Below are 25,263 nucleotides of genomic sequence, written 5' to 3'. Positions count from 1 at the left end.
TGTACTATTTCAATACATCTAATGTTACTATTCAACCACAGGTCTTCCATCACTTGGCTAGGAGGTAGATTAATTTCAATACATCTAATGTTACTATTCAACAATGTTATTAGGTAAAGATTACACACCTTTTACGAGATTTCAATACATCTAATGTTACTATTCAACTTCTGTTTTTATTTGTTCTGCTGTTTGGTTAATACTATTTCAATACATCTAATGTTACTATTCAACACCAGGGGAGAACCCAGAAAGATGTGAGCATACTAAATTTCAATACATCTAATGTTACTATTCAACGATGTTCCTGTTGTAGTATTTACAACGTAAATTCCATTTCAATACATCTAATGTTACTATTCAACTTATTACAAGTTATATCTTTAGCACTAATATTCTGATTTCAATACATCTAATGTTACTATTCAACCGAATATGAGAGAGTCCGCTACATGTACAAGGATAATTTCAATACATCTAATGTTACTATTCAACTTTCCTTTCTTGCCGCTTTCGTGTTATAATCCCCTATTTCAATACATCTAATGTTACTATTCAACAGTTTATTCTTTTAGTATTATTAAGAATTCTATAACATTTCAATACATCTAATGTTACTATTCAACGGAATTGCGTAAACTAAAAACCAGTTATACATTTCATTTCAATACATCTAATGTTACTATTCAACTGTTAGGAACTGCTGTTACTGTCATTTCAAGTACATTTCAATACATCTAATGTTACTATTCAACAAAGTGAATCGGATGATACTTGTTGACACGTTCATATTTCAATACATCTAATGTTACTATTCAACTGGATCGTCTGCAATGTCGTCTGTATCTTTGTGCATTTCAATACATCTAATGTTACTATTCAACGATGTTACCATTATATCCGAGAGAGCTTGCTTTAATTTCAATACATCTAATGTTACTATTCAACGGTCATACGTTGTAATTCTTCATTATCAGATAATAATTTCAATACATCTAATGTTACTATTCAACTAAAATTCACCAGGCTGAAAAACCTACAGAGCTTATATTTCAATACATCTAATGTTACTATTCAACGGTATGGATAATGTTCGTATTATACATAATGCATATTTCAATACATCTAATGTTACTATTCAACAATGTTGTCATCTGTAGCCTGCAATGATTTGAAGTAATTTCAATACATCTAATGTTACTATTCAACTTATATCAATGGACTTAATGCTTATCTTTGTAAGATATTTCAATACATCTAATGTTACTATTCAACTATCTCATCAACTCTTCAACATCTGTTATGTTTGCGGATTTCAATACATCTAATGTTACTATTCAACGAATAGGTGCGGCATTTAATAAAGATGTACACCTATTTCAATACATCTAATGTTACTATTCAACTAATACTCTTAAAATAAGATTGCAAGTAAAACCATTTCAATACATCTAATGTTACTATTCAACTAGAAGTGTAAAGAATATTAAGACAGCATAAAAACATTTCAATACATCTAATGTTACTATTCAACGTGCAAGTGGTCTGTGGAATTGGCAGACCAACACTATTTCAATACATCTAATGTTACTATTCAACCCTTTAAATTCCAAATTGTTATTATTTTCATCATATTTCAATACATCTAATGTTACTATTCAACCTTATAAGCTGTTTTGTTATAGTATTTGTTCAGAAATTTCAATACATCTAATGTTACTATTCAACCAACGATTTTAAGCCATCTATTTTACAGCCAATTCCACTATACCCACTATATTAGTACATTCTCATGAATTTTACCAGACAATTCAATAATTATTTAAAATTTTTCTTTATTATTGTCTTAAGCCCCATATTTACGAGCTTTGTTAATATCTGCACAATAAACCGGATGGTAATTTATTTAATTATTATATCATCAAATCTTCTCCTGTTGGCTCACCACCATTTCCTAACACTTCTTCCCCAAACACACTGTCATTCTTAAGCTTGACAATACAGATAAAATCCTCATCCTCATTTATAACCTTTTTTAATTCTGCCCTCAGTGATATAAACCTCGATGGTGTCATATCACCTCTGAATACTGACTTTTGATAATGTGCTAAATATTTTTTACATATCTTAAATACTTTCGGCACTCTTTTTTCGCCAACATCATAAAATAAAAATGCATAATTATAATTCAATTCTTTCTTCATTACATACCTTCTTTCAGTGAAAATGGAACAAAATCTTTTCCTTCCAAAATACTTTTAATTAGTTTATAACAATCCAGCTTTAATGCTGTTCTGTACGATACTTTTCTTTTTAGTACCGGATGTGTAAATACACTTTCCATTCTGTCTTCAAAAGCCTGCACAAATATTTTTCTTCCATCTTCATTTAAAATGCAGTAATTAACATTTTTATCAAAATGCTTTTCAACCTGTAATTTTCTATTATTAACCAAATCAAATATAGTTCTATAGACAATAACAGGCTTGAATACCTCACTAATATCAAGACTTAGTGAAAATCTTCCTTCAGACGGCTCATGCAGAAAACTTATTCTCTGGTCTAAATGTGTCTGATATATTGCTGAAATAGTTTTCGTATACAACAATGTATTTCCAAAAGAAATCAAGGCATTAATTGGATTATCCGGTGGTCTTTTTACCCTCTTATTCATTACAAAATCATCTGGCAGAAAATATCTGAAATTATCATAAAAACGCATCCACACTTCACCCTCATATGCCATCAACTCCTTCACATCTTCTGCCTGTTCAACTGATTTTAAAAAATCACTTTTTATCCAGTCTATTGTTTCCTTAACATCTTTTTTATCGTGCTTATAATAATGATAAAGAAGTTCATAAATATTAAGTCCAATACCCCTTACTATTGGTCTGGCAATACTCATTCTGTCATCGTTATATTTACCAACCTGCTTTACCAAAAGCTTTCCACTAAGATAATGGTCTCTCGGATAATATGTACCGCTATATCCTCCATAGTAATTAAAGAAATGAACTATAATATTATTTTGTGACAAAAAGTCCAACAGCTTTGTATTAATACTAACCTCATTAAAACAAAATATTTCCTTCGTATTTTCTACTGGAATATACACATTCTTGCCATTCTTGCGAAAACATAATGAATTATCTTTTCTTGTTAATTCTCCCATTGACATTATATATCTTGTACTTCCCATAACACGCCTTTCCTATTGCATCAGATATAACAATATTCATAATATGCACATTTTTTACACATGCTGCTGTTAAGTATTTCTGGTGGCTTATCACTTGCAATTAACTCCTGTATTTCATTAACATATCCATCAAGTTCATTTTCCAGTTCTTCTGTTAATTCAAGAATCATAACTTTCTTATCGCTTTTATTCTTTTCTACAAACTCAAGTTTTCCTTTTCTTACTATTCCCTTATTTTTTAATACTTTTAAATAATACAATAGTTGCCATTTTGCTGCTTCTACATCTGCATCCGACTTTTTTACTTCTGTAAGATATTCTCTTGTAAGCTTATCAAGCCTTATATTGTCTATTGCAATCTCTGAATTACTTTTATCTGCCGCTTTTTCTTCGTGAATTGCTTTTCCTATCTTAACCTGCTCACTATTATCTTCCAGATTTAACCTGTTGCCGTGCAGGTAGCATTGTCTTTTGCAATGAAAATAATAATTAATCAATGTACCATTAACCTGCATACTAAACCTCCTTTCTACGCACGTTTTTTTCGCCTATTGAATTTGTGTCAAGTGTATGCAGCCACAAATCATACATATAAAAAATCAGATATTAATCTAATTTTTCACTACCTCCTTATATGAATAAATCTTCATTATCCCTAAATAAATCTTTATTTAACACTCCATTTTCATCATAATAATCTTCGCCATTTTCAATATAAAAAATATCTCCTATCTGCTCATCCCACTCCAGATGTTCAATAACCGGTTTATCATTTTCATTGTATAATTCTATTTTAAACTGATACATAAACATATTCATTTTACTTCTGATATTATGTAGTTTAACGGTCTTTTCCTGATAAGACATATGATTATCCTGCAAAAGTTCTTTATACTCTTTCCATATCTTTTTACCCTCTATAACATTCTCAGGATTATTTTTATCAATAATATTTCTTGAAAAATATATCGAATACATCTGTCTGTTATCATCTATGAGTTTCATTTTATCTGCAACTTTATTAAAATCCAGCTTTCCTACTTCTTTTCTGATAAATTCATCTATATTATTATCGTTACATTGTCCCTGGGCATTTTTTAAAACTGGTATTACATATTTTTCATAATAATCATAAAAATCTTTAGAATTAAGTACTTCTCTTATTTCCTCATTCATTAAAGTATTATCAGTATCCACGCGGACATCTTGCCTGTATATTCCTTTAGCATCGTCCATATTAAAGAAATATACAACTCCATCTTTCCTGCACGACCTATTAATTCGTCCTATAAACTGTTCCTCGCTGTCAAGTCTTGATATATCTTTATATCCTATGTCCATATCTATATCTACACCTGCTTCAATAACCTGTGTTGCAACAAGAATGACTTCCTGCATATTTTCAATGTCAGCAATTATATCTTTACGTTCCTGTATGCTGCTATCGCCTGTTATTAACCTGACCGGACATTCTGCACTTTCACTTATATATGCATAAAATTCTTCTGCACTTGATTTTCTTATAAATTCTATAAGTATTCTCTTATTTTTATGTTGCAAAATGTGTTCTTCCAACTCAGCAATTCCTATTTTTCTGTTAAGAAGTTCATAATTAACTTTCACCCTATTGGCAAACATTCTGTGATTAAAATATTTTTCTCTGTTATTTATCAATCTGACAGCTTTGGCATTATTATTGGTAAGCAATTCAAGATTAGGCAGAGTTGCTGACATTATAATTATTTTTATATCTAATAACTGTGCATATGCCTTTAGAAAATTTATCATTGCTCCCCATTTGTTATTGTTGTAACTTTGAATTTCATCTAAAACAATAACTGAATGACATAACTGATGAAATCCAAATGTACTACCTCTAGACCTGCCAAACATTGTATCAAATAAAGTAATATGAGTTGATAGCACTATAGGATAATTTAAAAATTGTCTATCCAATAATATTTTTTGATAATCTTCTATGGCATATTTCTCATTCTTATATAGATTTATATTTAAACTATTCTTTACTTTATATGGAGTAATTGAGTTTACTACAGCTATATTTGACATAATATCCTCTTTTTGTCCAAATATTTTCTCCATAGAATTCATATTCTGTTCAACTAAAGTATTAAACGGATATACATAAAAAATCTTTTTGCAATAGTCCGATTTTTTCAATAATTGAAAACTTAAATTAAATGCGGTATTACTCTTTCCACTTCCGGTTGGAGCTTCAAGATAGAATATCTTACTGTCTATATTGTTTTTCAGATTATATTCTGTTTCAAGAAACATTTCTGTCCGCAGTACATTTATCCCCTTAATATTTCCAATAACCGTGTCTTTATTAACTTTAGCAAGCTGTTCTTCATCTAATCTTTTAATATTCTTCTCATAATTACGTATACTTTTCTGTACGTCATTATTCTCATATTCATTTATTATGTTATCAATATTATTAACATTTCCATAATCGTTATTTTCATATCCATTCATAAATTCAGATGTTGCATAATAATCTGCTGCCACTAATAAAGAATATAAAAGCCTTGTCCACGCATACAAATAAATATTCTTTTCATTACTTTGATATGCCATTCTATTAAGCCATTCATCACGTTTTCTAAGCTTTACAACCGGCTCTTTGTATAACTCCTGTTTAAACATTTCGTACCAGTCATATGCATCTTTTCCTGAATTATCACCTTCTGTATTTTTTCCAGTCAACCCACTAAAAAAATATTCCAGATTATTCATATCACTATGATGCCTTGAAATTATATAAGAATAGATATACGCAAAGTCTTTAAGCACATCAGACTCATCCCTGTTAATTCTTCCATCACCTTTTGCTGTATTAATAATATCCAGAAAATAATCAAGATAAAAAATTGCCGATACAATAGAATGTCTGCTCGATATACTTTCAGGTGCATATTCCACTTTCCAGCTATTCTTCATTTTCAGCTTTTGAAATAAAGGATTTATCTTTCCAATATCGTGTAAAGTTACAACATTAACCGACATCAACTCAAATATATGTCTGGCTTCATTGGTAATATCCCCCATATACAACTGCTCAAACTTTATAAATACTGTTTCAATATGTTTAGCTTCAACAATATTAAACCAATACTTCTGACAACGCCTTGTGTGCTCTGTTAAAGTTTCTTTTTGAGTTTCATCTTCTGATAAATGTGCATAACATTCATCTCCAAATTCCGTAATACTGTCTAACGGCAGCATTAAACTTTTTATATTAAACAACATTTTCCCATCACATTCTTTACTCATACTTGTCTATGTTTCCCCTTTCTCTCACTTACATAATTAATTAAAAATGCCACATCAGACAAAATGAACTTATAATAAATTCCTATTGCCTGATGTGACATCATTAATATAATTATTAGTAAAACTCCAAAACCTTACCTTCTGTTTTATAAAGGTCATATAACTTGTCATTATTTATATCCACTAACATATTAGTATAACAAATATCTGCATATTCATATAAGTTAGTGTATCCATTAAGAGCAACTGGCAATTTTTCAGCATATTTAAACACTTCTATATCATCTTCATCATCAGGCATAATTAAACTGCCTGTTTCCTTTAAAAACATACTAGATATAACTGTTTCTTTTAATATTGTATCCTCAACAACAACTTTTTCTACATTTGTAATATCTGCTGGATGATCGTTTTTACCAAGATAAGGAAAATAAACGCACTTTCCTTGTTGTAAAAATCCAGCCAGTTTCTCGGCTTCTTCACAATCAATCAGTACATATATATCCCACACTGGATTCTCTAACCATTGCTCTTTTATAATAAGATTACCGCCCTGTTCAGCACTTGCATAACCTACTGAATTATTAAATATCTGGACTTTCTTAGGTATATATCCACGTTCATTTTTAGGCACAACTGACACTTTTATATGTCTTAATTTTTCATAGAATTCAGGATAATCAACTTCTATAGGATGCCCCTTCTTTTCCTTTTTCCATTCTTTCTGTGCGTATCCACCATACCCTAATATTGCACCAAATATTCCTAACAAAGCAACCTTATGTATATGGCTATATGTAAAATAATAATAGGCATTAACTTTCGGTTTCTTGAAAAAGGCATTTCTGCCACTTAATGTAAATTTAACAGCCTCCATACATTACACCTCTTTTTGTGTAATAATATCATAAAGCTTCTCCCCTTTAATTCCAGATACAATCTTAGTTGTATGTGGATTAAAGTAAACTTCAACGTCCTTTATTCTATCTCCGATATTATTAAGTATTTCTGCAACTCCACTTATATCTATTGTATTAAGTTTATCACCTTTTTCAAAGCTTATGTACTCAGATAAGTTAGGAAGATATGTATCTATCTCTGTCTCTACAAATATTGCAAATTCATTCTCGCAGCCTTCTTTAGCATTAGTTGCATAAGCTGTTGCACTTACTAAAGCAGTTCTTTTAAAGTTCTCATAATCTTCCTCTGTATATCCGTCTGTAACTCCAAGACTTACCAGTTCCTTATATGCAAGTGGGTTAATTACAAATGGATAAAAATAATGTGCTTCATCGCTTGTAATTTTTGTTCCTAATGTTGAATTCTTTGCCTCTTCATTTTTCTCGCTGTCTTTACTTTCTTCCGAATTTTTCTTACTATCTTTACCTGCTTCAGTACTAAATGGTGATAATATTTGTTGAACTTCAGGATTAATATCAGAATATTTGTTGAAACCCTGTCCAAACTGAACAGCACCTGTTATTGAAAATTTATTATCAGATACTGTAAATGTTGCACCAAAGTTCTTAATATCTACCGCTGACATAAGATTCATAAGTACCTCTTTGGCTTTCTTTTTCCCTTTTAAATCGAATCCTTTAAATATTTCCTCATATCTATCTCTTAATGTTCTTGGCACAAGTGTTCCATCTTTCTTAGAAATTGTCATAGATTTAATATATAACACTTTCTTTCCTTCATCATTCCACATTTTCTTCATAGGATACTTTAAAGCTTTATCACTTCCATACACATCTCCATTCTGTGTACTCTTTGGATACCCAGAAAAATCTGCATTCCAATTAGCCATAATTGAAGAAATTCCTATAACTCCATATACTCTCTTATTCATATTAATTTTCCTCCTCTGACTTCTTTGAATCGTATATAAGATTATCACTTAAATATCCAGCTATTATATCTTCACTATTTACCTTTCCTTCTGTCATATAAGCTATAATCATTGCATAAAGCTTATTGTATCTATTATAGTTAATTTTAATTGCATAATTATATTTCTTAAATAATTGTTCCAATCTCTTTTTTAATACACCTTCATTTGCAACATAAATAAATGGATTTGCTAACGAATGGTTTTTATCTTTTGATTTATTTAATGAAATGTAATATCTAACAAGCTGACCGACTGCATAATAATATTCGCTTTCGCTTTCTATCTGACTATCTCCATCCTGATTAATCTTACTTCTAAGATTACTTCTTATATTAATATATCTGTCTTTCTCTTCTTTCATATCGTTTCCTCCAAAATACACATCTAACGATTTCATCAGATTAAACTGCTTAACTGCTTTCCCAATATAACCGTTAGTAATTGAACTCTTAATAATACTAATACTCACTAAGTGCAGAATGCTTTCTATACCTTTACTCTGCCCCTTATAAAGCCACGCAAATATAGCATCCCTTGATAAAAATATATTTTTCTTTAAAATACTATCTATATTTATTTTTTTAATTTGCTCTTCATCCGAAAAGAAATTGCCCGACAACCACTTAGAAAATAATACTTCATTAATTACAGCAAGTAATTCTTTCTTATTACCATATTTCCTATATTGTTCATCTGTAACATCATCTTCCAAAACATTAGAATATACAAATGGCTTATAAAGATTATACTTATAATCAACTATAGTATCCTGATGTTCTATTTCTATTAATATATCCCCCTTTTGGGTACATACAACAATAGTCTGCAAAAAGAAACCCGAAAAATCTCCTTCAATAAATTCTCCATTTTTCAAAGCCGTAATTCCACTTTTGTTATACTTGCTATCAAGGACTGAATTATCAAAAAACAAATTAGTATTACCTTTATTAGCTTCGTTCATAAGATAATCAAAAAACATTCTTTGGACTAACGCATTTTGTGTAGTTAGTAAATATGGTGCCATTATTTTTCTTGTCTTATGTTCCATATATGGCTTCTTCGGATTCAATGTAAGATTATCATTCGGAGGTCCTAGTATCTGTCCATCAATTTCTGTACTATAATCATTCTTGTTAAAAAGTTTAGTTATAAGATAACGTTGTTCTTCCCTGACATACAACTCTTTATCATCTTCAAAAAATATCTTAAGATAATTCTTACCTGTTAACTCTATCCCCATATCTTTAAGCTTAAATATATTCTGTTTTATCCAGTTTCTTGAATATTCCAGCTTTTCCTGATCAACATTGCCTACCTTTTCAGCTATATAATCATACATTTTCGCATCATAAATATTCTTATATTTTGCTTTGGGATTTTTTAATACATCATAATATCTGTCAATCGCCTGCATAACCAATTCCATATTATCCAGCTTGTTCCATTTTATCCAAAATGACAAATAATTATTAGAATGTATTGCTTTTTTCGGATCCTGAGGCTTATCCTTACTTACCAGTCTGCTATGATAATCATAAAACTTAATATCATCATCTAATTGACTACCGCTTATCATACCGTTTAATGTTCTTGTCTTCTTATCAAGCTTAAATGACCTGCTCTTTAACGTTCCATCCTTCTGCACAACAATATAATCGCCATCTGCCGGAATATAGCTATCTAATATAAATTTTTCCCGATTTCCAAATTGTTCTTCGGTCTTTTCAAGCTCCCTGGCAAATATTTCAATGCAATCTTTTAACAAACATATCCACCTCCATCATCTTAATATTTTGTAATATAAATATATAACTATAAATTATACACAATTATATATATTTATAATCACAATATCCAGCTCCTCTGGAATTCATTTCGCTAATTCCTGTTCCAATCAGAAAATATGCTAATTCCTGAGCCTTTTTATTATCGGCTATCTTAAGGTCAAACTTATCACCAAGAAGTGTAATGCCTTTATACCTAAACTTCACCGGCTTCTTATTAAGGAACTGTATTGATGTATATAAATCAAAATCTTCATCTAGTTTGCTATTAGTAAAAGCATTATATTTTTTAACAGCATTTATAAAAAGTCTCTGCTCATACTGCTCTACTGAGTAATTATCCTTCCAGTATCCAATATCATTCTTTTGAATTGCCGGTGTCAGGGTATATATCTCCTCAATAAATCTCTTTGAAATAATTCTTTTCTCAACTGTCAAACCTTTTAATGTTTCTGTATAATGATTAGCAAGCACCTTAGACATATAAGATGCCAGTTCATATTTAACTGTTCTTATTGTCATCGTATATATGCTGTCTTTCTTATATATTCCCGAACGCTCAAGAGGATATAAGCCATTGTACGTATACATCTTATATCCTGTGTTCTCGTGGTATGTCAACCACTCATCACTCAATGCCAGTGCTGAGTCTATGTAATCTGATTCTATTGATAACATATCGTCAACTGGTATATCTTTAAGAGTATATAATTTAATTTTTAATTCATATACTTTAATATTCATTGTATCACCTCTTTTCACTTCAACGTTATTATATATTAATTATAACTCTCCTCTATAAATAAAATTGTAACATATTTTCTAGAAAACATTCAAAAAATATCTAATTTATGTTGTTAAATAATGATAAATTTGTATATAATATAAAATATGTACTTAAATATTAAGTTATCATATTTAAACAATAACATATATTGTATTTAAATACGCTTTTTTGTATTATTTTTATAAACCCAGCATACTATGTGTGTATTTTATTTTCTATAGTATATATTTAATTTATTAATTTACTTATTATTTAATATTTTTAAAGTGATAATGCAAAACATTTTCAATATGCAAAAATTTATACATCTAATATTAATGTTCAATAAACATTTACTCTGGTCTTACCTGTTACTGAGTAAACACCTATCGATTTTATCTCAAACTTGACTGCTCCTATTCTTTCCTGTAACTCTATTTTAGCAGTTTCAAGAATATATGGTATCAACTCTAAAGGATATACTTTATTACCTTTCTTTAAATCCTCTAGTGGAACCCAACAGAAATCCAGATCAATTCTTTCATTATCCAGCTCATCATATCCATAAAACACTCCATCTAATGGAATATTATCATTCACCAGATGCACATTATAATATAAGCATATCTGATGACAGGGTCTTCCCCCATGGAAAATAAATTTTTCCGATTGCCAATAGATTATCTACCTCTATCTTTGTATGAAGCTCTTCTTAAAATTCCCGTTTAAGAGTTTCCATGCTTATCTCCATAGCTGCAACGTGTCCGCCAATAATAGCATAATCATCATTCTTTGGATGCTGTAACGAGATTTTATCATTATGTATCAATATACCGCCAACTCTGTACGAAAATACAAAATCATCATTTTTAAATAAAATATCCACTTATATCCCCGCTTTCACTCGTGTAGTGAAACTTATTATATTAGTGAAATCCTCCTACATATCCATTCTTATTTTATCAATCAAAATAACATCTGCCGGCAGCCATTCAACCTCATCAAGATGCTCCTTAGTCAGCCATTTTGCATTTTCATGTTCCTTTAACTTCAATTCTCCGCTTACTATCTCACACCAAAAACAATCCATTAAAAGATGAAAATTGGGATAATCATATTCAATTGTATCTATTAAATTTCCTATTTTAACTTTTGTATCTAATTCTTCCATAATCTCTCGTTTTAATGCTTCCTGTGGTGTCTCTCCTGCCTCTATTTTTCCTCCTGGAAATTCCCAGCCATCCTTGAATTCTCCATACCCGCGCTGCGTTGCGAATATAATAGGCTCCCCCTTATCATTAACTTCTTTTATTACTGCTGCAACTACTTTAACTGTTTTCATATAATTCTTGTGTGACAATTATAAAACTAATTATCTCACTTTCCTTCTTTCTTTTAATATCGTGATTTAATGCAATAAATTAAGTAAAAAAGTCTTTTTCTGCAAGCACAAACGACTTTTTATACTTTTGACATATACATAATATTTATGAATTTACAATATACTCATATATATCCTCACGCACAGGAACATCAAGTATCCACTCTATCTCAACTGCTGTTTTCTGTGTATTTGGCATTGTAAATTCCTTAGTATTTCCACTAGCCGTCATATGCCCAAGATAATAAAATTCCTTAGAAATCTTATCGTCCTTATTCTTTCGTACAAAAAGTTCTACTCTAATTCCTCTCTCTTTAGCCTTAAGAAAATTCTGTACATCCTCAGATTGCAGGCTCCTTCCCGATTTTGATATTGCTATCAATCGATCCCTAAATCCTGGTTCAAAATGATCCTCATATTTTGTTGTGTCACTAATATCATCCGATTTATCATAATTAATAAATACTGGAAATGTCTTTGTTTTCTTATCATATTTATAATCCTCCTTTCTGCGAAATGCACCAATACGTCATGAAACATCTTGGCTGACTTTCGCTTTTCTAATTTATATTCCTTCTGATATTATTTACCTATAAGGCTGACACACTACAGAACACGTGGATGTGAGTGGCGGGGCTGTATAGCGGCGACCTCGCATTTTTATTTGTTGTCGGTCATCCGTTAAGGCATCAATGATTGGCGCATAACGTAGCCCGTAAACTTATCCCTTCCAAAGTCGACTCGATTTTGCCGGATGACCAGTCACTGTCAGCTTTATAATAATAATTCATCAGGAGGTACTTCTATTGTCCTTTAAAATCCTCAAAAATAACTGCTGTGGTCTTGGTGTCCACAAAACATGGATTTATGCATATATCGGCATAACAGATTCCCTGAAACGTACCGAGTATAAAGAAGCCCTCTTTTCTTCCTTCACCAAAGGTCTGAATGAGCTGTGTTACTGGCTTTCTAAATACAACTGTACGGATGTCTGCATAGAATCTACCGGTAAGTACTGGATCCCTGTTTTTAATGTTCTGGACAAGAATAACATCTGGGTTACTCTTTCCCACCCCAAATATACCAAGCCTCAAAAAGGCAACAAGACTGACCGCAAAGATGCTAAATGGATTTGTGATTTATATATGTGTGGAATGGTTAAACCTTCCTTTATTCCACCTGCTGACATCCGTGAATTAAGGGATTTGGTAAGATACCGTTTCAAACTCACTTGTATGATTACCTGTGAGAAGAATCGTGCCCACAACTGCCTTACTGTTTCTAACTTAAAACTGGATGATGTCTTTTCCGATATATTTGTTAAATCTTCTCGTTCTATTACAGAACAGATTTTACAACACCCTGGTGAAACTTTTGATGTTGCACCTTTTGTAGATGGCAGATGTAAAACTCCTATCGAAGAAATACAAGCTGCTGTTGATGGTGCCATGTCCAAAGAATGATACAGACCGCTCATTTCTGGAAGATCTTCTTCTATGGTCACTAACGCTGCCAGAATATATCAGAATACAAAAAGACCGCTAAACTGCGGTCTTTCAAAAGTCAAGGTACATCAGATGGAGCGTTTACCTTCAAAGTAACGTTCTCCCTTGTCATAATTAAGCTGAAGGCGTTCTTCAAAAGTCTGTAATTTAGATTTATCACCAACTCTTAAGAATACATCATCTGCCTGATTTGCATGCACCTGTGGACTTGCGTCAATATTCATTACAAGCACATGATTCTCTCTTCCCTTTTCATTGACGCATGGAACTTTTTCTATTCTGACTTTAATAGTCGGATTGCAGAAATCAAATGGCACTCTTAGAAGTTCATTTATCTTCTTTGTTTCAAAATCAATGCCTTCAATTCTTTTTGTCTTATCGGTTATACCTATTGCAATATCTCCACCATCCGCATTAGCAAATGCAACAATCGGTATTGCTAAATCCTTAGGAGAAATATTTATACTTTTTCTATCAAATGTCTGATTTTCTTCCTTTGATAAAATTTCTTCAATCGTCATTGCATTCACCTTCCTATAACTTCCACATTTTATTGGCTTCAATCTTGAGCTAATTCTATCTTTAGTCTAAGCAGAAAAGCCGCTGTTTATCTGCATCTTTTCTTCTACTTTGGACTAATATATAATTATTTGATCTATTTAATCCAAATAAATTTTAATCAATTATCTTAAGAATCACCTTAAGTATCATCTTGAGTATTATTTCAGTATCATCTTGGGTATCACTTATCTGTCATCTTTCGGTATTCATTAATTAAAATTCTTATTTATCATATGCCCCCCCAATTTTTCTTTTACCTATACCTTTCTCATCGATACGTCGTGCTTGATTTTTTGATAGCAATTGGTTGCTGCGAATTATATCCTCCCTCTATACCATCATAATATCCATAAAAACTCAAGAGATTAACTATATCTTCAATTTCCACTTCTGATTTAGGGCCAATAAATATTTCCTTGATAATACTTTTTTTAACTCTTTCAAAGTTCATTTCTATGTATGGTATCAATTTATTATTTGCTGTTCTATATTTAACCTTAGAAAAAAGAATATTTTTTGAACTTGGTATGTTATAGTGTCCTATTGGAGAACATACTACTGCTCTCCATTCTTTCTCCTCTTTAAAACCCGGATTTTTTACAAATGGAAACTGCATTCTATAATTTTGACTTAACTCAAGTGCAACATGTCCCACCCCCTTATATTCCAATTTTTTTATATTGTCTGCAATTATACCCTGAACATATTCCTGTAGGTTATCATAAATCACTTTTCCAAAAGCAGTATGAAATTCACTTATCTGATTTAGTTCTTCAAAAATTGCCTTATCAAAACCAATTGCTATTCCTTTCCCATCCTGCGCATAACCTCTCCATTGACTTAATTTATCTTTACTTTCAGAAAAGCAAACACAAAATGTTTTCATTGAAAAATCAATATGTACCCCCTCCTCATACCAAACACTCCATGCTTTTAATGCTTCAACATCATCTCTCAGATATTCTTCCATCCCCTTATTTACAAATTCTCTGCATCTTATACACTCTTGATAATCGTTTGATTTTGCAATATCAGAAAGCCATATACTTGAATTTTTGATAATATTAAAAAATGTATCAACACTACAATAGTGATATACTACTTCATTCATACTTTTACACATATTTCCTTTCTAAATCTATTTAGTCATAGTTCTCATTTTTTTATATTTTATACTTTCTCATGACAACAAAAGAATTACAATCAATAAAATTTGAAACATAACAGGAAATCGTAAAGACTACCCTCCATATCAAATAATATATGTAATTCCGTACTATTCTAACTCTTCCCAAAGGAAGTATCATCAAATCAAAAATGCTGATTTGATGCGACATTTCACCAAATCTATTTCATCAAATGTTACTCTTTTCATATCGTTTTCAAAAACTTTAGCAGCAAATTAGTTGCAATACTTCCCTATTGCTCCTATGAAATCCATTGCAGATATAATCTACTTTTACTACTAAAAACAAATAATCAAATGTGTCTTGAGGGTACTTCACTGTGCCTGCTGCCACACCCACTATGAAAGGAGCTTTTCTATGAGCAATCAACACAAACATCCAACTATAAGTTTTAGAATAAGCGATGCTGAACGCAAGCAAATCGAATCCCGCATTCTTGCCAGTGGCATGATGAAGAAAGATTACTTTGTCCGTTCCTGCATCTATAACCGCATCTGCGTTGTCGGCAAGAAAGAAACTATATATCCTCTTGTGCAGACTATTAATGCTCTGTATCTACAATTACTTGAAATGCAGAAATCATTTATTGAATGCTGTGAACATCAAGCTTTAAACAGTCTTCCTACAAACGATGAAATCAAAGAACTACAGACCGATTATAACAATCTGCTTACAGCCATCATTGACCTGCTTGATGGTGCTAAGTATCTGTGGGAAGGAGAGTCCCATGAACAATAATCTTGATTATCAATTTGGTATGTATGCGCCTGCCACAGACTCCATCATTATCAATACCGGCGAGAATTCTGTTCTTATTATCCGTTGTAAAGAATGTAATTCCTCCGTTACTTTTGACGACCCGAACGATGTTGTGTATCTTTACCGGCTAGCAAAGGAAACACCTCTGCTGTATGCCGAGCTTGCAATGAAGGAAAATGGATTGCAGGATTATGTTGATGCTATGAATGAATTTAATTAATACCTATACCAATCCCTCCATACACACTTGTTGGGACTGGTTATTTTATTCACAGATTACTTTCTCATATTTATGATATGTAATTGAAACTCCTGTCATCTCCTCCAAACTATATGTTCCTTTTTTTAAAACAATCGTTTCCCCTTGTATTTCGCAGTCCATAACCACAAATTTGCCATTATAATTCGATACTATAGCTCTATTCTGTTCAATAACCTCATATGATTTCTTGTCACTAATTTCATAGTCCATTTTTATTGCAATTCCTGTTGCTACATTCATAACATATAGCAGCAGCGCTATTGATAATACTATCTTTTCAACTTTATTATATTTTCTATTTTTCCAAAAGAAATTCCTGATTATTATAAAATATGCTATCATTACGTCCACAATTAAAAACACTATAATTGTCACATAATTATCTACAATTTTTCTCAACCATGTCCAAGGAATAATTTCTATCAAGTTAATTGTATATAATATATTTTGAACAAACAAAACACACACCGTAAAAAGGAACATCAGTATCACATATATCTTGCTGTTAATTTTTTCACTTATATACGAAAATATGAAGGGATAAGCAAACATAAGAAATGCACATAGAACAAAAATCAATTTATTTTCAAACATTTCTGTTCCACTAAAATACTTTCCATCTATCCCATAAAAACTTGAGCATGAAACAGAAAAGCTCTTTGAAATTACCAAATTCATTGTTCCTACTAAAGTAATAAACGCAGCTAAACCAGTGCCCAAAATATTCCATACATTATCTTTCAAAAATTGCTTGACCTTACTATCTCGTGTACTTTTATAAGTATTTCCTTGACTGTCTACAATCTCTTTACCTTGTTTGTCTTGCATATCTTCATCCTTCCTGTAAAACCTAAATTTAATTAGTATTATAATACACAATACACTTTATTCTTTGTCTTCCCCTCTCCTTTAAGAATCTCTAGTTTTTCTGCTTTTGACAACAAACGACTTGCTGTCTTTACCTCAACGCCCAACAATTCTGCCGCAATAACACTGTTTATTTTTTTATTTCCATTCAAATACCCTAAAACAACCTGCATTCTGGCTCTTTCCAATTCGGACATTAATTCGGACATTGATTCGGACATTGATTCGGACATTGCCACTTTATTTTCAAATCCATCCCTAATATGAATAATCGTATTCAAATAGGTTCTGTCTTCATCCATCTCAAATTCCGGCTCTGGTGAACCATTTTGTCTTAATTCTCTTAATATCGTTGGAATACCCGTGCCTTTCTTCTCAGATAAATCAATTTCCTTAAACAATTCACCAATTCTTCTATTACGATACTTTCTTCCCTTTACCTTACCTGCTGCAAAACGTTCTATATTAATCCATTTTGCAAGTCCCGGATAATTTAGTATTTGAATACTATCTACATATATACGAATTTCTACCGGTTCAGCTTCCCGATATGATTTGTGAAAAACTGCATTTACAAGAGCTTCTTCCAAAGCATTATATGGGTAGTTAAAATATCTTATCGCTTCCGATTGTCCTTGCACTTTTATAACCTTTTGTTCAAGAATTGTTGCTTTTATATACTCTAAAGCATCCTGAACCTGTTTCCATATCGGACCCGTAAATGTTTTTTCCGTGAAATCATCAGACGCCTCTGCTTCTTTTGTATTGAATCTAATCAATTCAATGTATGCCCCAGGAATTAATTTTTCCGGATGTTCTGTAAACATCAATACGCCAATATTTCTAATATCTAATTCCGTATCTGTCTCATTTGCGACTTCCTGTGCAAGTAATAAATCTTCTAATGAACTATTATTAAGTTCCTCCACCAAACTACTATTACTTTTGCGAATAAAATCCTCAAGATAACCTCTTCTGATATTATCAATTGTTGCTCTTCTATTTACCCTATCGTCAAACGGAACCGAATTGAATTTATCAAACAATTCTGATATTTCATCCTGTTTTGCATAGGTTGTAAGAGAGGCTGGTCTAATCCAGTATTTCATTGTCTTATCTGCCTTTTGCCCCTTTTCAACATACACAGACTTCGGTGCCTGATAAGGACCACTATCACCTGCCGAACACCATAAATATATTAAAAAGTTTCCTTGTTTCTTGTAATCAACCACTTCTATTTTTGGAATATATCGTGGGACAATCTGATTACAATACTGAAATATTTCCTGTTGGATAGTATCCAATTCTTCCTTTGGAACACCCATCAGCGGAAATACTGGCATTCCTTTTTCCTCTTCTACACCAATCACAATATAACCACCATTAGTATTATCATAATCATTGGCAAAGGCACATATGGAATGAATAATATCATTTGGATTCCAACCTGTTTTATATTCTACACGATCGTGCTCGACAACACGACCTTCTAATAATGTTTCTATTTTTAATGGTATCATTCAATGCCTCTCTTTTATAGACATGATTGTCTTATGACTTTATTTCATCATTTTTTGATAATGTTCCGGATATCCTTCTATTTCAAAAACCAATTTGAATGCATCTCTAAAGCTATCATAATCAAACTCTTTAATATCAAATATATTTTGTCCCTTTGAATGTGATTCTCTATTCATATATCAATTAAATGCAAGGAATCTTATATCCTGTAATTCTGGTTTTTGAAAGACCTGTGGAAAATCAAGCTTTTCGACAAAATTAAAAAAATACTCAATTATGTTTCTCATGCAATTTGCTATTAACGCAGGTGCTTGTGCCCTATCTTTTACAATTTGCCAGTATGCTTGATAATCATTTTGAATTTCTTCATATTTCATGGATACAAAAGAACTTCCGTCTGCATTTTTACATAGTCTAATTAATTTTTGCGTTTCCTCACGTTCTTTATGATTTGTATTAGTCAATTCATAGAAAAAATACAAACTATGTGTAAGAACAAATATTTGTTCATACTTTTTTGTCCGTAAAAATTCATTATGGATTAATCTACCAATATTAAATACATATATATGAGACAAACTCGAAATCGGATCATCAATTACAACAATTTTCCCTGTTGTAGAAGATTCGATCGTTGTTTCACCCTTACACAATTCCATGAAGTAGAGGAAACTAATAACCATCTTTTCTCCTTCACTGAGCGTTTTAAAAACATTTCCTCTACCATCTTCTCTTTTTAATCGGTATAGAGCATTTTCCTCTGAATACTTTTCTATAGTAAAATCTGTAATTCCGATATCTACTAAGCCTTGTTTTATATTCTCTACCGCCTCGTCTATATTAACGGTTTCCTTCTGCTTTTCAGCAATAATCGCCTGCTGTAGATTAACATCTTTTACAATTTGCTCAAATTTCTTTTTATACTCTTCTTTGTCTTTCATATAGGTATTCTTAACAGTTTCATATAATGTAAACACAGAAAAATATTGTTTCTTCATCAATTTCCAGAATTTACTCTTAATTATTTTTAAACTTTCCTGAACATTATCAATTTTTTCGTTGTATATTTTAATTTTATCATTTGCTTTTTCAATAATAGCATTTATTTCTTTTTCACATTCATTCAATGAGGATATACTAACCACCAAACTAGGTGTTTTAATCTTCTCTTTTAATAAGCTAATATTTTCAGTTGTTACCTTTACAATTTTGGATAAACAAATCTCCGTTTCTTTCGTATACTCCTCTATAAATCGATTGTTTCTTAGTTCCTCTATTTGAGTAATTCCTTTCTCTATTCTTTTCTGATAATTACTCAAAAGAGTTTCAATACTTCTTATATCATTCTGATAACTCTCGTCAAAATAGCCTTTTATTTGTGACAACAACTCTTTTGAAATCGTATCTTGTTGACAAAACGGACACGGTGCAATTTCATCTTCATCATGCACATATTCTAAACCTTCACTTACCCAGGCTGAATTTCCAAGCTTTTCAATCAATGTGGCAACCGAACTATTTTTATTTCCAACTATGATTTTTTCTAACAAAGAAGACTTTTCCATTTCTTCAACCATAAAGGAAATTTTCTTTATCAATATTTCTTTTTTCAGATCACCTTTTAACTCTTGTGCCTCTTTCTTTAACTCATCTACAGAATAGTTAATGTCCTCATCCAAAGATATACCTACCAGATAATTAAACAATGTTTCTTGCTTACCTTTTAATCCTTCAAGACAATACTCCAAGACACGGTCTCCACCAGTATATTCAGTTTTTATTTTCCAAACTTCTTTATAGAAATCCAACAATTGCTTTTGATACTTATCCCCAAGTTCCTCCCTTTCCTTTTCAATCATGCTTTGATTTTCTATCAGAGTTTTTAATTTAATTTTAGCTTCATCCACAATTTTCTTTACTTCTTTATTCTTTTTGGATAATGTAAAAATACCTTGTATTTCCTCTGTCTCATAAAAATTATCAGCTATAAATTTCTGATTATACACCAATACTTTATCTGTATTACCCAAGCCTTCAACCCTACATTCTCTGTATGGTTCACCTGTCATATCATACAAATAACTAGACAATGTACTTTTACCCGTCCCATTTAAACCATATATCAAATTAACTTTTTTATCCGTTTCCAGAACTGTTTCCGCCTTATAACTGGCAACATTTTTCATTACAATCTTATTTATCATAAGTCCTCCTGCTATATTCCTCTACCTAAATTTCCATATACAAACATCTATTTATCCACATCTGTAAAGAAGTATTCCAACGCCTCCACAAACATATTATGTTCAAACAGTTCCTTAATTTGCTCCCGATGCATCCACGCAACCTGCGCCACTTCATCTGTTGTAGCATTACTCAAATCAACCTCTCCATCATATTCAAATAGCCAAACATCCATAATATCATTAAAGATTTTACCCTCTATGATTTTTCGTGTCTTTGTAAAAAGAACTTGTCCATTTTCCGGATTCAAATCAACACCAACTTCTTCTTTTGCTTCTCTGATTGCTCCTAACAGGCTATCCTCGCCTTTCACAACCGAGCCACCTACACATTCCCACATCAGCGGAAATGTTGGTCTGTTTGCCGAGCGCTGCGAAATCAGATACTCTCCCTTTGAATTGCGAATCCATACATGCACCACCAGATGGTATCCGTCTATCGGTAACTGCTCACCTCTAACATGGTCCTTCCCAAGAAGTTCCCTATTTTCATCATACAAATCCCAAATTTCCGCATCCGGTACATATTCCACAATATCGCCAAAATCTGCATTTAGAGTCTTACATATCTTACTTAAGATTGTAAGACTTACTTCTTCATCACGACGTAATTTTGTCATCGTGTTAGGAGCAATTTCTGCCTTTTTACGCAAATCAGATTTGCTCATTTTTTTATCCACTAATAATTTCCATAATTTGTTATATGATACAGCCATAATATTCGTTCCTACCTATTCACATAAATCTTTTTCTGCTTCATATCTACCTTTGCAACAGCACCATACTGTAACGCACATCGTGGCATAGCATGTCCGAAATTCACATTATAAACAATCGGAAGTTTCTCATTATCTATCACTCTAATAAGAATATCTTTATATTCCTGATAATAAGCTTCATCCTGTGGTTTTCCAACTAATACACCATTTACCACGTCGAATACTCCCTTTTCTTTCAGTAATAACACTTCTCTTTCAAACAATTCAGGAGTCGGTTTTTCTTCGCAGGTTTCTATAAATAGAATTTTCCCAATCCACTCTTCCTTATTTGGAAACAGATCATATCTTTCACAAACTTCCTTTTCATCTTCATATCTGCTATTGGTCAATACATCATAAAGGCTTTCCAAACATCCACCTAATAATCCTCCTTGGAAAATTTCACTTCCCTGGAGAAGTTCAAACCCACGTTCTTCCTTATGAGCTTTTCTTTTTGTTCCTATTGCAGCTCTTGAAAAATCTTCTCTTTCTTCATACCAAGTATCACTGGATATAATTTCATCAGATTCATTACCTTCCAAATAACTCTCAAATGCCCTTTTGGTATATGGTAACATTTCATCTGCAATTTCTCCCAAATCACAAATAAAGTTTGGTCCGTAATAAGTAGACAAGCCCAGTTTATAAAACATCAAATGATTGATCGTAGTATCTGAGAATCCTGTAAATAATTTTGGATGCTCCTCTACCGCCTTTATAAACTTTTCATCTTCCATTAGATACGGCAAAAGTCTGTATGTATCATCACCACCAATTGCACAAATAATCCCTGCAATAGAATTATCCAGAAATGCATCTTTTAGGTCTTTCGCCCTTGCTTGCGGGTGAGTTTGCAAATATTCAATACCCTTCAAAGCATTTGGCATAAATACCGGCTCCAAACCATATTCTTTTAATCTCTTTACGCCAATCTCAATATTATGACTGCAGAATTCTTCACCAAGCATTCCACTTGACAAGCTTACAATCGCTACTTTGTCACCTTTTCTTAATTTTCTTGCATATTGCATAACTACAATCCTTCCTTAGATAAAACAATATTACTTTTTATCCGCACGCTGCTTCCCCTTAAATTCCTTCTCTATATAACAATGTTCCTGTTTGGCAATCAACTTAAAACTGTAAATTGGACATTCAGATTCCATTTCGTTACAGCTGCTTTCAAAGTCCAGTTCGATAATATATGGCATCCAATCTATAATTCGCAGAAAATCTTCACAGCCAAAATTACTATCATAAAAATTCAATATCGTACTAAGGGCAGTACCATGGGTTCCTATAACAATATCTTTATCCGTATTATCTGATAAAATCTCATTCAGTGCCTCTATGTTACGTTTTTGCACCATAGCAATGGACTCTCCACCTTCTTCATGATAATTATGATCAGCCCATCGTTTCTGGAACATTCCGTGATTGTTTCCATCAGGTCCTTTTTCGCGCTCCCTCAATCTCTCATCTGTTATAATCTCTTTTGTGAAAAAATCTGCTGCCTCTGCAATGGTATCCATACTACGTTTATACGGACTACAATAAAACGCATCTATTTTCTTATCCTTCAAAAATTCCAGCACAATTGCAGAATCTTTCTTACCCTCTTCCGTCAAAGGTCTTGTCCTGTCTTCTTCCCATTCGTGTTCCGGCTGTGCGTGACGCACGAAATAAACTCTTGTCATTTGATCAGCTCCATTTCATCTTCCATTTTTACGAATCCATATTTTTCATACACTGGTCGTCCCATCTCTGTCGCCTCTAAAGTAATCTGTGATACGCCCTGTTTCCTTATATCCTTTACCAGTAAATCTAATGTATGAAATGCAATCCCCTGTCTCCGATATGCCGGTGCCGTATACATATTCATAATATAAGCCTTTTTACCTGTTGGATTATAATATGTCGGCATAACATGATAAAAACTGACACCACCAGCGCCAATAAAGGTTTCGTTATCATACACCAGATATGCAATATGCTCACCAGTTTCTAATGCGTTCTTATAATACTCATAGGATTCTTTTTCCACCAATGACATATCCACATCATTCGATAGTTTATTGGCAGTACGAAGGACGATAATTCTAATCCTTACAAGTTCATCAATGTCTGCTATGGTTGCTTTTTTATATTCATAGTTTTTCGCCATCACATACTACTCCTCTAAATCTGTTAATCTTTTCGTAAAACAAATAATTCTATTTGCTTCCGCAAACCCCATTTTCAAATGAAACTTAAGACTATCTTCATTATCCAACTCACAGTCACTCGCAAACTCAAGGCACCCCTGATCCTTTGCCCAATTCTGACATTCTCCTAACAATTCTTTCGCATAACCTCTTTTTTTATATTCTTCTAAAACAAAAATGCCTTCCAAATATCCTACCGGACTAGAATCAGTTCCCTCTACATAGTCAAACCTTAATCCGCATTGTGCAAATCCAACTATATGTTCCTCTGATATAGCAAGAAAAATAATATTTTTTCCTTTTCTTATATGTTCGCAAAAAATCTTTGTTAAATCTTCAACTGTGTGTGATTTCCACATTTGAATTGCCAAGCTCACAAGTTGGGGAACATCCTCTAAAGTAGCTTTTCGAATCAATTTTACCACCTATCCTTAACTCTTTCTGAAATATTTGTAAGATACAATAAACCACTTACTCTATCTGGTTACAAAATTCTATAATTTCTTCTTTCCTACAGTCCAAATCTTCCTTATATTCCACTGAGCATAAACCAAGACTGTCACAACACTCAATTTCCATATGTCCATAGAAATGTTCTATGCTTGCGATAATCCTCTCACATTCCCTCATGCCCGGTCCAGTTCTTAATGCGATAACATATCCCTTCTTACCACTACTTATCTTGGCATGCGGTTCATGTGTGTTACACCACGGAGTGCATCTATCAATAAAAACTTTAAATTGTCCCGGTATATCTGCCCAGTATGATGGAGACACAGATATAACTATATCAGCCCATTCATATTGCTCAATTATCCTATCAACATCGTCATTCTGAACACATTTTGCTGTATTATGACAAGTTCTACATCCTTTGCAAAATTTTATCTCATAATCATCAATACATATGTTTTTAACATCATGTTTCTTTTCCAGACGAGCAGTAACTATATTAACAATTTCTGCTGTTGCTCCATTTCTTACAGGACTACAATTCATTACCAATACTTTCATTTTGACCTCCGCTTTCATGCCCCATGTTTTTATATGATATCACAGAATCACCACATCA

Annotated in this window: 25 protein-coding genes, 2 pseudogenes and 1 CRISPR repeat array (1 of these 28 cut by a window edge); of the genes and pseudogenes, 3 read left to right on the top strand and 24 right to left on the bottom strand. The window is 32.1% G+C overall.

The genetic code is table 11. The annotated features are described in order from the left end of the window. Positions 1 to 1,728: direct repeats of the CRISPR family, unit length 30 nt; unit sequence ATTTCAATACATCTAATGTTACTATTCAAC; it reaches 1,174 nt to the left of the window's first position. Between the two features lie 185 nt (positions 1,729 to 1,913). From cas2 to WMO42_RS05165, 12 genes and pseudogenes are all read right to left on the bottom strand, one after another. Further along, positions 1,914 to 2,204, bottom strand: a complete 291-nt coding sequence (gene cas2 / locus WMO42_RS05220; protein WP_349191742.1) for a CRISPR-associated endonuclease Cas2 — start codon at positions 2,202 to 2,204, stop codon at positions 1,914 to 1,916. Then, positions 2,204 to 3,202 carry a type I-B CRISPR-associated endonuclease Cas1b gene (cas1b, locus tag WMO42_RS05215; protein ID WP_022502225.1) on the bottom strand — a complete coding sequence of 333 codons (999 nt, stop codon included), beginning with the start codon at positions 3,200 to 3,202 and terminating at the stop codon, positions 2,204 to 2,206. Before cas1b ends, cas2 begins: the two co-directional genes overlap by 1 nt. Positions 3,203 to 3,222: 20 nt before the next feature. Continuing rightward, positions 3,223 to 3,717, bottom strand: a complete 495-nt coding sequence (gene cas4, locus WMO42_RS05210) for a CRISPR-associated protein Cas4 (RefSeq protein WP_349191741.1) — start codon at positions 3,715 to 3,717, stop codon at positions 3,223 to 3,225. 115 nt (positions 3,718 to 3,832) lie between these two features. Beyond that, positions 3,833 to 6,499 (bottom strand): CRISPR-associated helicase Cas3', encoded by a 2,667-nt coding sequence (gene cas3, locus WMO42_RS05205; protein ID WP_349191740.1) that lies wholly within the window; start codon positions 6,497 to 6,499, stop codon positions 3,833 to 3,835. 115 nt (positions 6,500 to 6,614) lie between these two features. Continuing rightward, positions 6,615 to 7,376, bottom strand: a complete 762-nt coding sequence (cas5b, locus tag WMO42_RS05200; protein ID WP_349191739.1) for a type I-B CRISPR-associated protein Cas5b — start codon at positions 7,374 to 7,376, stop codon at positions 6,615 to 6,617. Between the two features lie 3 nt (positions 7,377 to 7,379). Continuing rightward, positions 7,380 to 8,351 (bottom strand): type I CRISPR-associated protein Cas7, encoded by a 972-nt coding sequence (locus WMO42_RS05195; protein ID WP_349191738.1) that lies wholly within the window; start codon positions 8,349 to 8,351, stop codon positions 7,380 to 7,382. 1 nt (position 8,352) lies between these two features. Next, entirely contained in the window at positions 8,353 to 10,158 is a 1,806-nt protein-coding gene (locus WMO42_RS05190; protein ID WP_349191737.1) for a hypothetical protein, read from the bottom strand. A gap of 64 nt (positions 10,159 to 10,222) precedes the next feature. Continuing rightward, positions 10,223 to 10,921 carry a CRISPR-associated endoribonuclease Cas6 gene (gene cas6, locus WMO42_RS05185; RefSeq protein WP_349191736.1) on the bottom strand — a complete coding sequence of 233 codons (699 nt, stop codon included), beginning with the start codon at positions 10,919 to 10,921 and terminating at the stop codon, positions 10,223 to 10,225. Between the two features lie 364 nt (positions 10,922 to 11,285). After that, positions 11,286 to 11,543: a hypothetical protein gene (locus WMO42_RS05180; RefSeq protein ID WP_349191735.1), complete on the bottom strand. Its 258-nt coding sequence runs from the start codon at positions 11,541 to 11,543 to the stop codon at positions 11,286 to 11,288. Positions 11,544 to 11,655: 112 nt separating this feature from the next. Then, entirely contained in the window at positions 11,656 to 11,829 is a 174-nt protein-coding gene (locus WMO42_RS05175) for a hypothetical protein (protein ID WP_349191734.1), read from the bottom strand. Between the two features lie 54 nt (positions 11,830 to 11,883). After that, complete coding sequence (locus WMO42_RS05170) at positions 11,884 to 12,285, bottom strand: (deoxy)nucleoside triphosphate pyrophosphohydrolase (RefSeq protein WP_349191732.1); 402 nt, start codon at positions 12,283 to 12,285, stop codon at positions 11,884 to 11,886. 145 nt (positions 12,286 to 12,430) lie between these two features. Continuing rightward, positions 12,431 to 12,823 (bottom strand): annotated as a pseudogene (locus WMO42_RS05165) (DUF3427 domain-containing protein); the annotation flags it as partial. Positions 12,824 to 13,130: 307 nt separating this feature from the next. Here WMO42_RS05165 and WMO42_RS05160 point away from each other — a divergent pair. After that, positions 13,131 to 13,787 (top strand): transposase, encoded by a 657-nt coding sequence (locus WMO42_RS05160; protein ID WP_349191731.1) that lies wholly within the window; start codon positions 13,131 to 13,133, stop codon positions 13,785 to 13,787. A 110-nt stretch (positions 13,788 to 13,897) separates the two neighbouring features. On the opposite strand, the gene WMO42_RS05155 is transcribed toward WMO42_RS05160, so the two are convergent. Together WMO42_RS05155 and WMO42_RS05150 are read right to left on the bottom strand one after the other, a co-directional pair. After that, complete coding sequence (locus tag WMO42_RS05155; RefSeq protein WP_349191730.1) at positions 13,898 to 14,350, bottom strand: ATP-binding protein; 453 nt, start codon at positions 14,348 to 14,350, stop codon at positions 13,898 to 13,900. 308 nt (positions 14,351 to 14,658) lie between these two features. Then, positions 14,659 to 15,501: a DUF2971 domain-containing protein gene (locus WMO42_RS05150; protein WP_349191729.1), complete on the bottom strand. Its 843-nt coding sequence runs from the start codon at positions 15,499 to 15,501 to the stop codon at positions 14,659 to 14,661. A 433-nt stretch (positions 15,502 to 15,934) separates the two neighbouring features. Between WMO42_RS05150 and WMO42_RS05145 the strand changes: the two genes are divergently transcribed. After that, positions 15,935 to 16,315 carry a hypothetical protein gene (locus WMO42_RS05145; RefSeq protein ID WP_349191728.1) on the top strand — a complete coding sequence of 127 codons (381 nt, stop codon included), beginning with the start codon at positions 15,935 to 15,937 and terminating at the stop codon, positions 16,313 to 16,315. After that, positions 16,305 to 16,556 (top strand): hypothetical protein, encoded by a 252-nt coding sequence (locus WMO42_RS05140; RefSeq protein WP_349191727.1) that lies wholly within the window; start codon positions 16,305 to 16,307, stop codon positions 16,554 to 16,556. Before WMO42_RS05145 ends, WMO42_RS05140 begins: the two co-directional genes overlap by 11 nt. A 45-nt stretch (positions 16,557 to 16,601) precedes the next feature. Here WMO42_RS05140 and WMO42_RS05135 read toward each other — a convergent pair whose 3' ends face one another. From WMO42_RS05135 to WMO42_RS05090, 10 genes and pseudogenes are all read right to left on the bottom strand, one after another. Beyond that, the gene (locus tag WMO42_RS05135; RefSeq protein WP_349191726.1) at positions 16,602 to 17,426 is read right to left on the bottom strand and encodes a hypothetical protein; all 825 of its coding nucleotides are present in this window, start codon (positions 17,424 to 17,426) and stop codon (positions 16,602 to 16,604) included. A 38-nt stretch (positions 17,427 to 17,464) separates the two neighbouring features. Beyond that, positions 17,465 to 18,985 carry an ATP-binding protein gene (locus WMO42_RS05130; protein WP_349191725.1) on the bottom strand — a complete coding sequence of 507 codons (1,521 nt, stop codon included), beginning with the start codon at positions 18,983 to 18,985 and terminating at the stop codon, positions 17,465 to 17,467. Between the two features lie 180 nt (positions 18,986 to 19,165). Further along, entirely contained in the window at positions 19,166 to 21,190 is a 2,025-nt protein-coding gene (locus WMO42_RS05125) for an AAA family ATPase (RefSeq protein ID WP_349191723.1), read from the bottom strand. 47 nt (positions 21,191 to 21,237) lie between these two features. After that, positions 21,238 to 21,762, bottom strand: a complete 525-nt coding sequence (locus WMO42_RS05120) for an NUDIX domain-containing protein (protein ID WP_349191791.1) — start codon at positions 21,760 to 21,762, stop codon at positions 21,238 to 21,240. Then, positions 21,745 to 21,945: pseudogene (locus WMO42_RS05115) on the bottom strand (helix-turn-helix transcriptional regulator); the annotation flags it as partial. The gene WMO42_RS05120 and the pseudogene WMO42_RS05115, both read right to left, overlap by 18 nt. 11 nt (positions 21,946 to 21,956) lie before the next feature. Further along, positions 21,957 to 23,018, bottom strand: a complete 1,062-nt coding sequence (locus WMO42_RS05110; protein WP_349191722.1) for a S66 peptidase family protein — start codon at positions 23,016 to 23,018, stop codon at positions 21,957 to 21,959. Positions 23,019 to 23,048: 30 nt separating this feature from the next. Beyond that, positions 23,049 to 23,684: a histidine phosphatase family protein gene (locus WMO42_RS05105; protein WP_238297870.1), complete on the bottom strand. Its 636-nt coding sequence runs from the start codon at positions 23,682 to 23,684 to the stop codon at positions 23,049 to 23,051. Then, positions 23,681 to 24,151 (bottom strand): GNAT family N-acetyltransferase, encoded by a 471-nt coding sequence (locus WMO42_RS05100; protein WP_349191721.1) that lies wholly within the window; start codon positions 24,149 to 24,151, stop codon positions 23,681 to 23,683. Before WMO42_RS05100 ends, WMO42_RS05105 begins: the two co-directional genes overlap by 4 nt. Before the next feature lie 6 nt (positions 24,152 to 24,157). Beyond that, positions 24,158 to 24,616, bottom strand: coding sequence for an aminoglycoside 6'-N-acetyltransferase (aac(6'), locus tag WMO42_RS05095; protein WP_117833108.1), 459 nt, complete (start codon positions 24,614 to 24,616; stop codon positions 24,158 to 24,160). Between the two features lie 46 nt (positions 24,617 to 24,662). Next, entirely contained in the window at positions 24,663 to 25,223 is a 561-nt protein-coding gene (locus WMO42_RS05090; RefSeq protein ID WP_349191720.1) for a flavodoxin family protein, read from the bottom strand. Between the last annotated feature and the right edge of the window lie 40 nt (positions 25,224 to 25,263).

The organism is Lachnospira sp. CLA-JM-H23 (assembly GCF_040096425.1).
Classification (GTDB): Bacteria; Bacillota; Clostridia; order Lachnospirales; family Lachnospiraceae; genus Lachnospira; species Lachnospira rogosae.
This window is presented reverse-complemented; position numbering and strand designations above follow the sequence as displayed.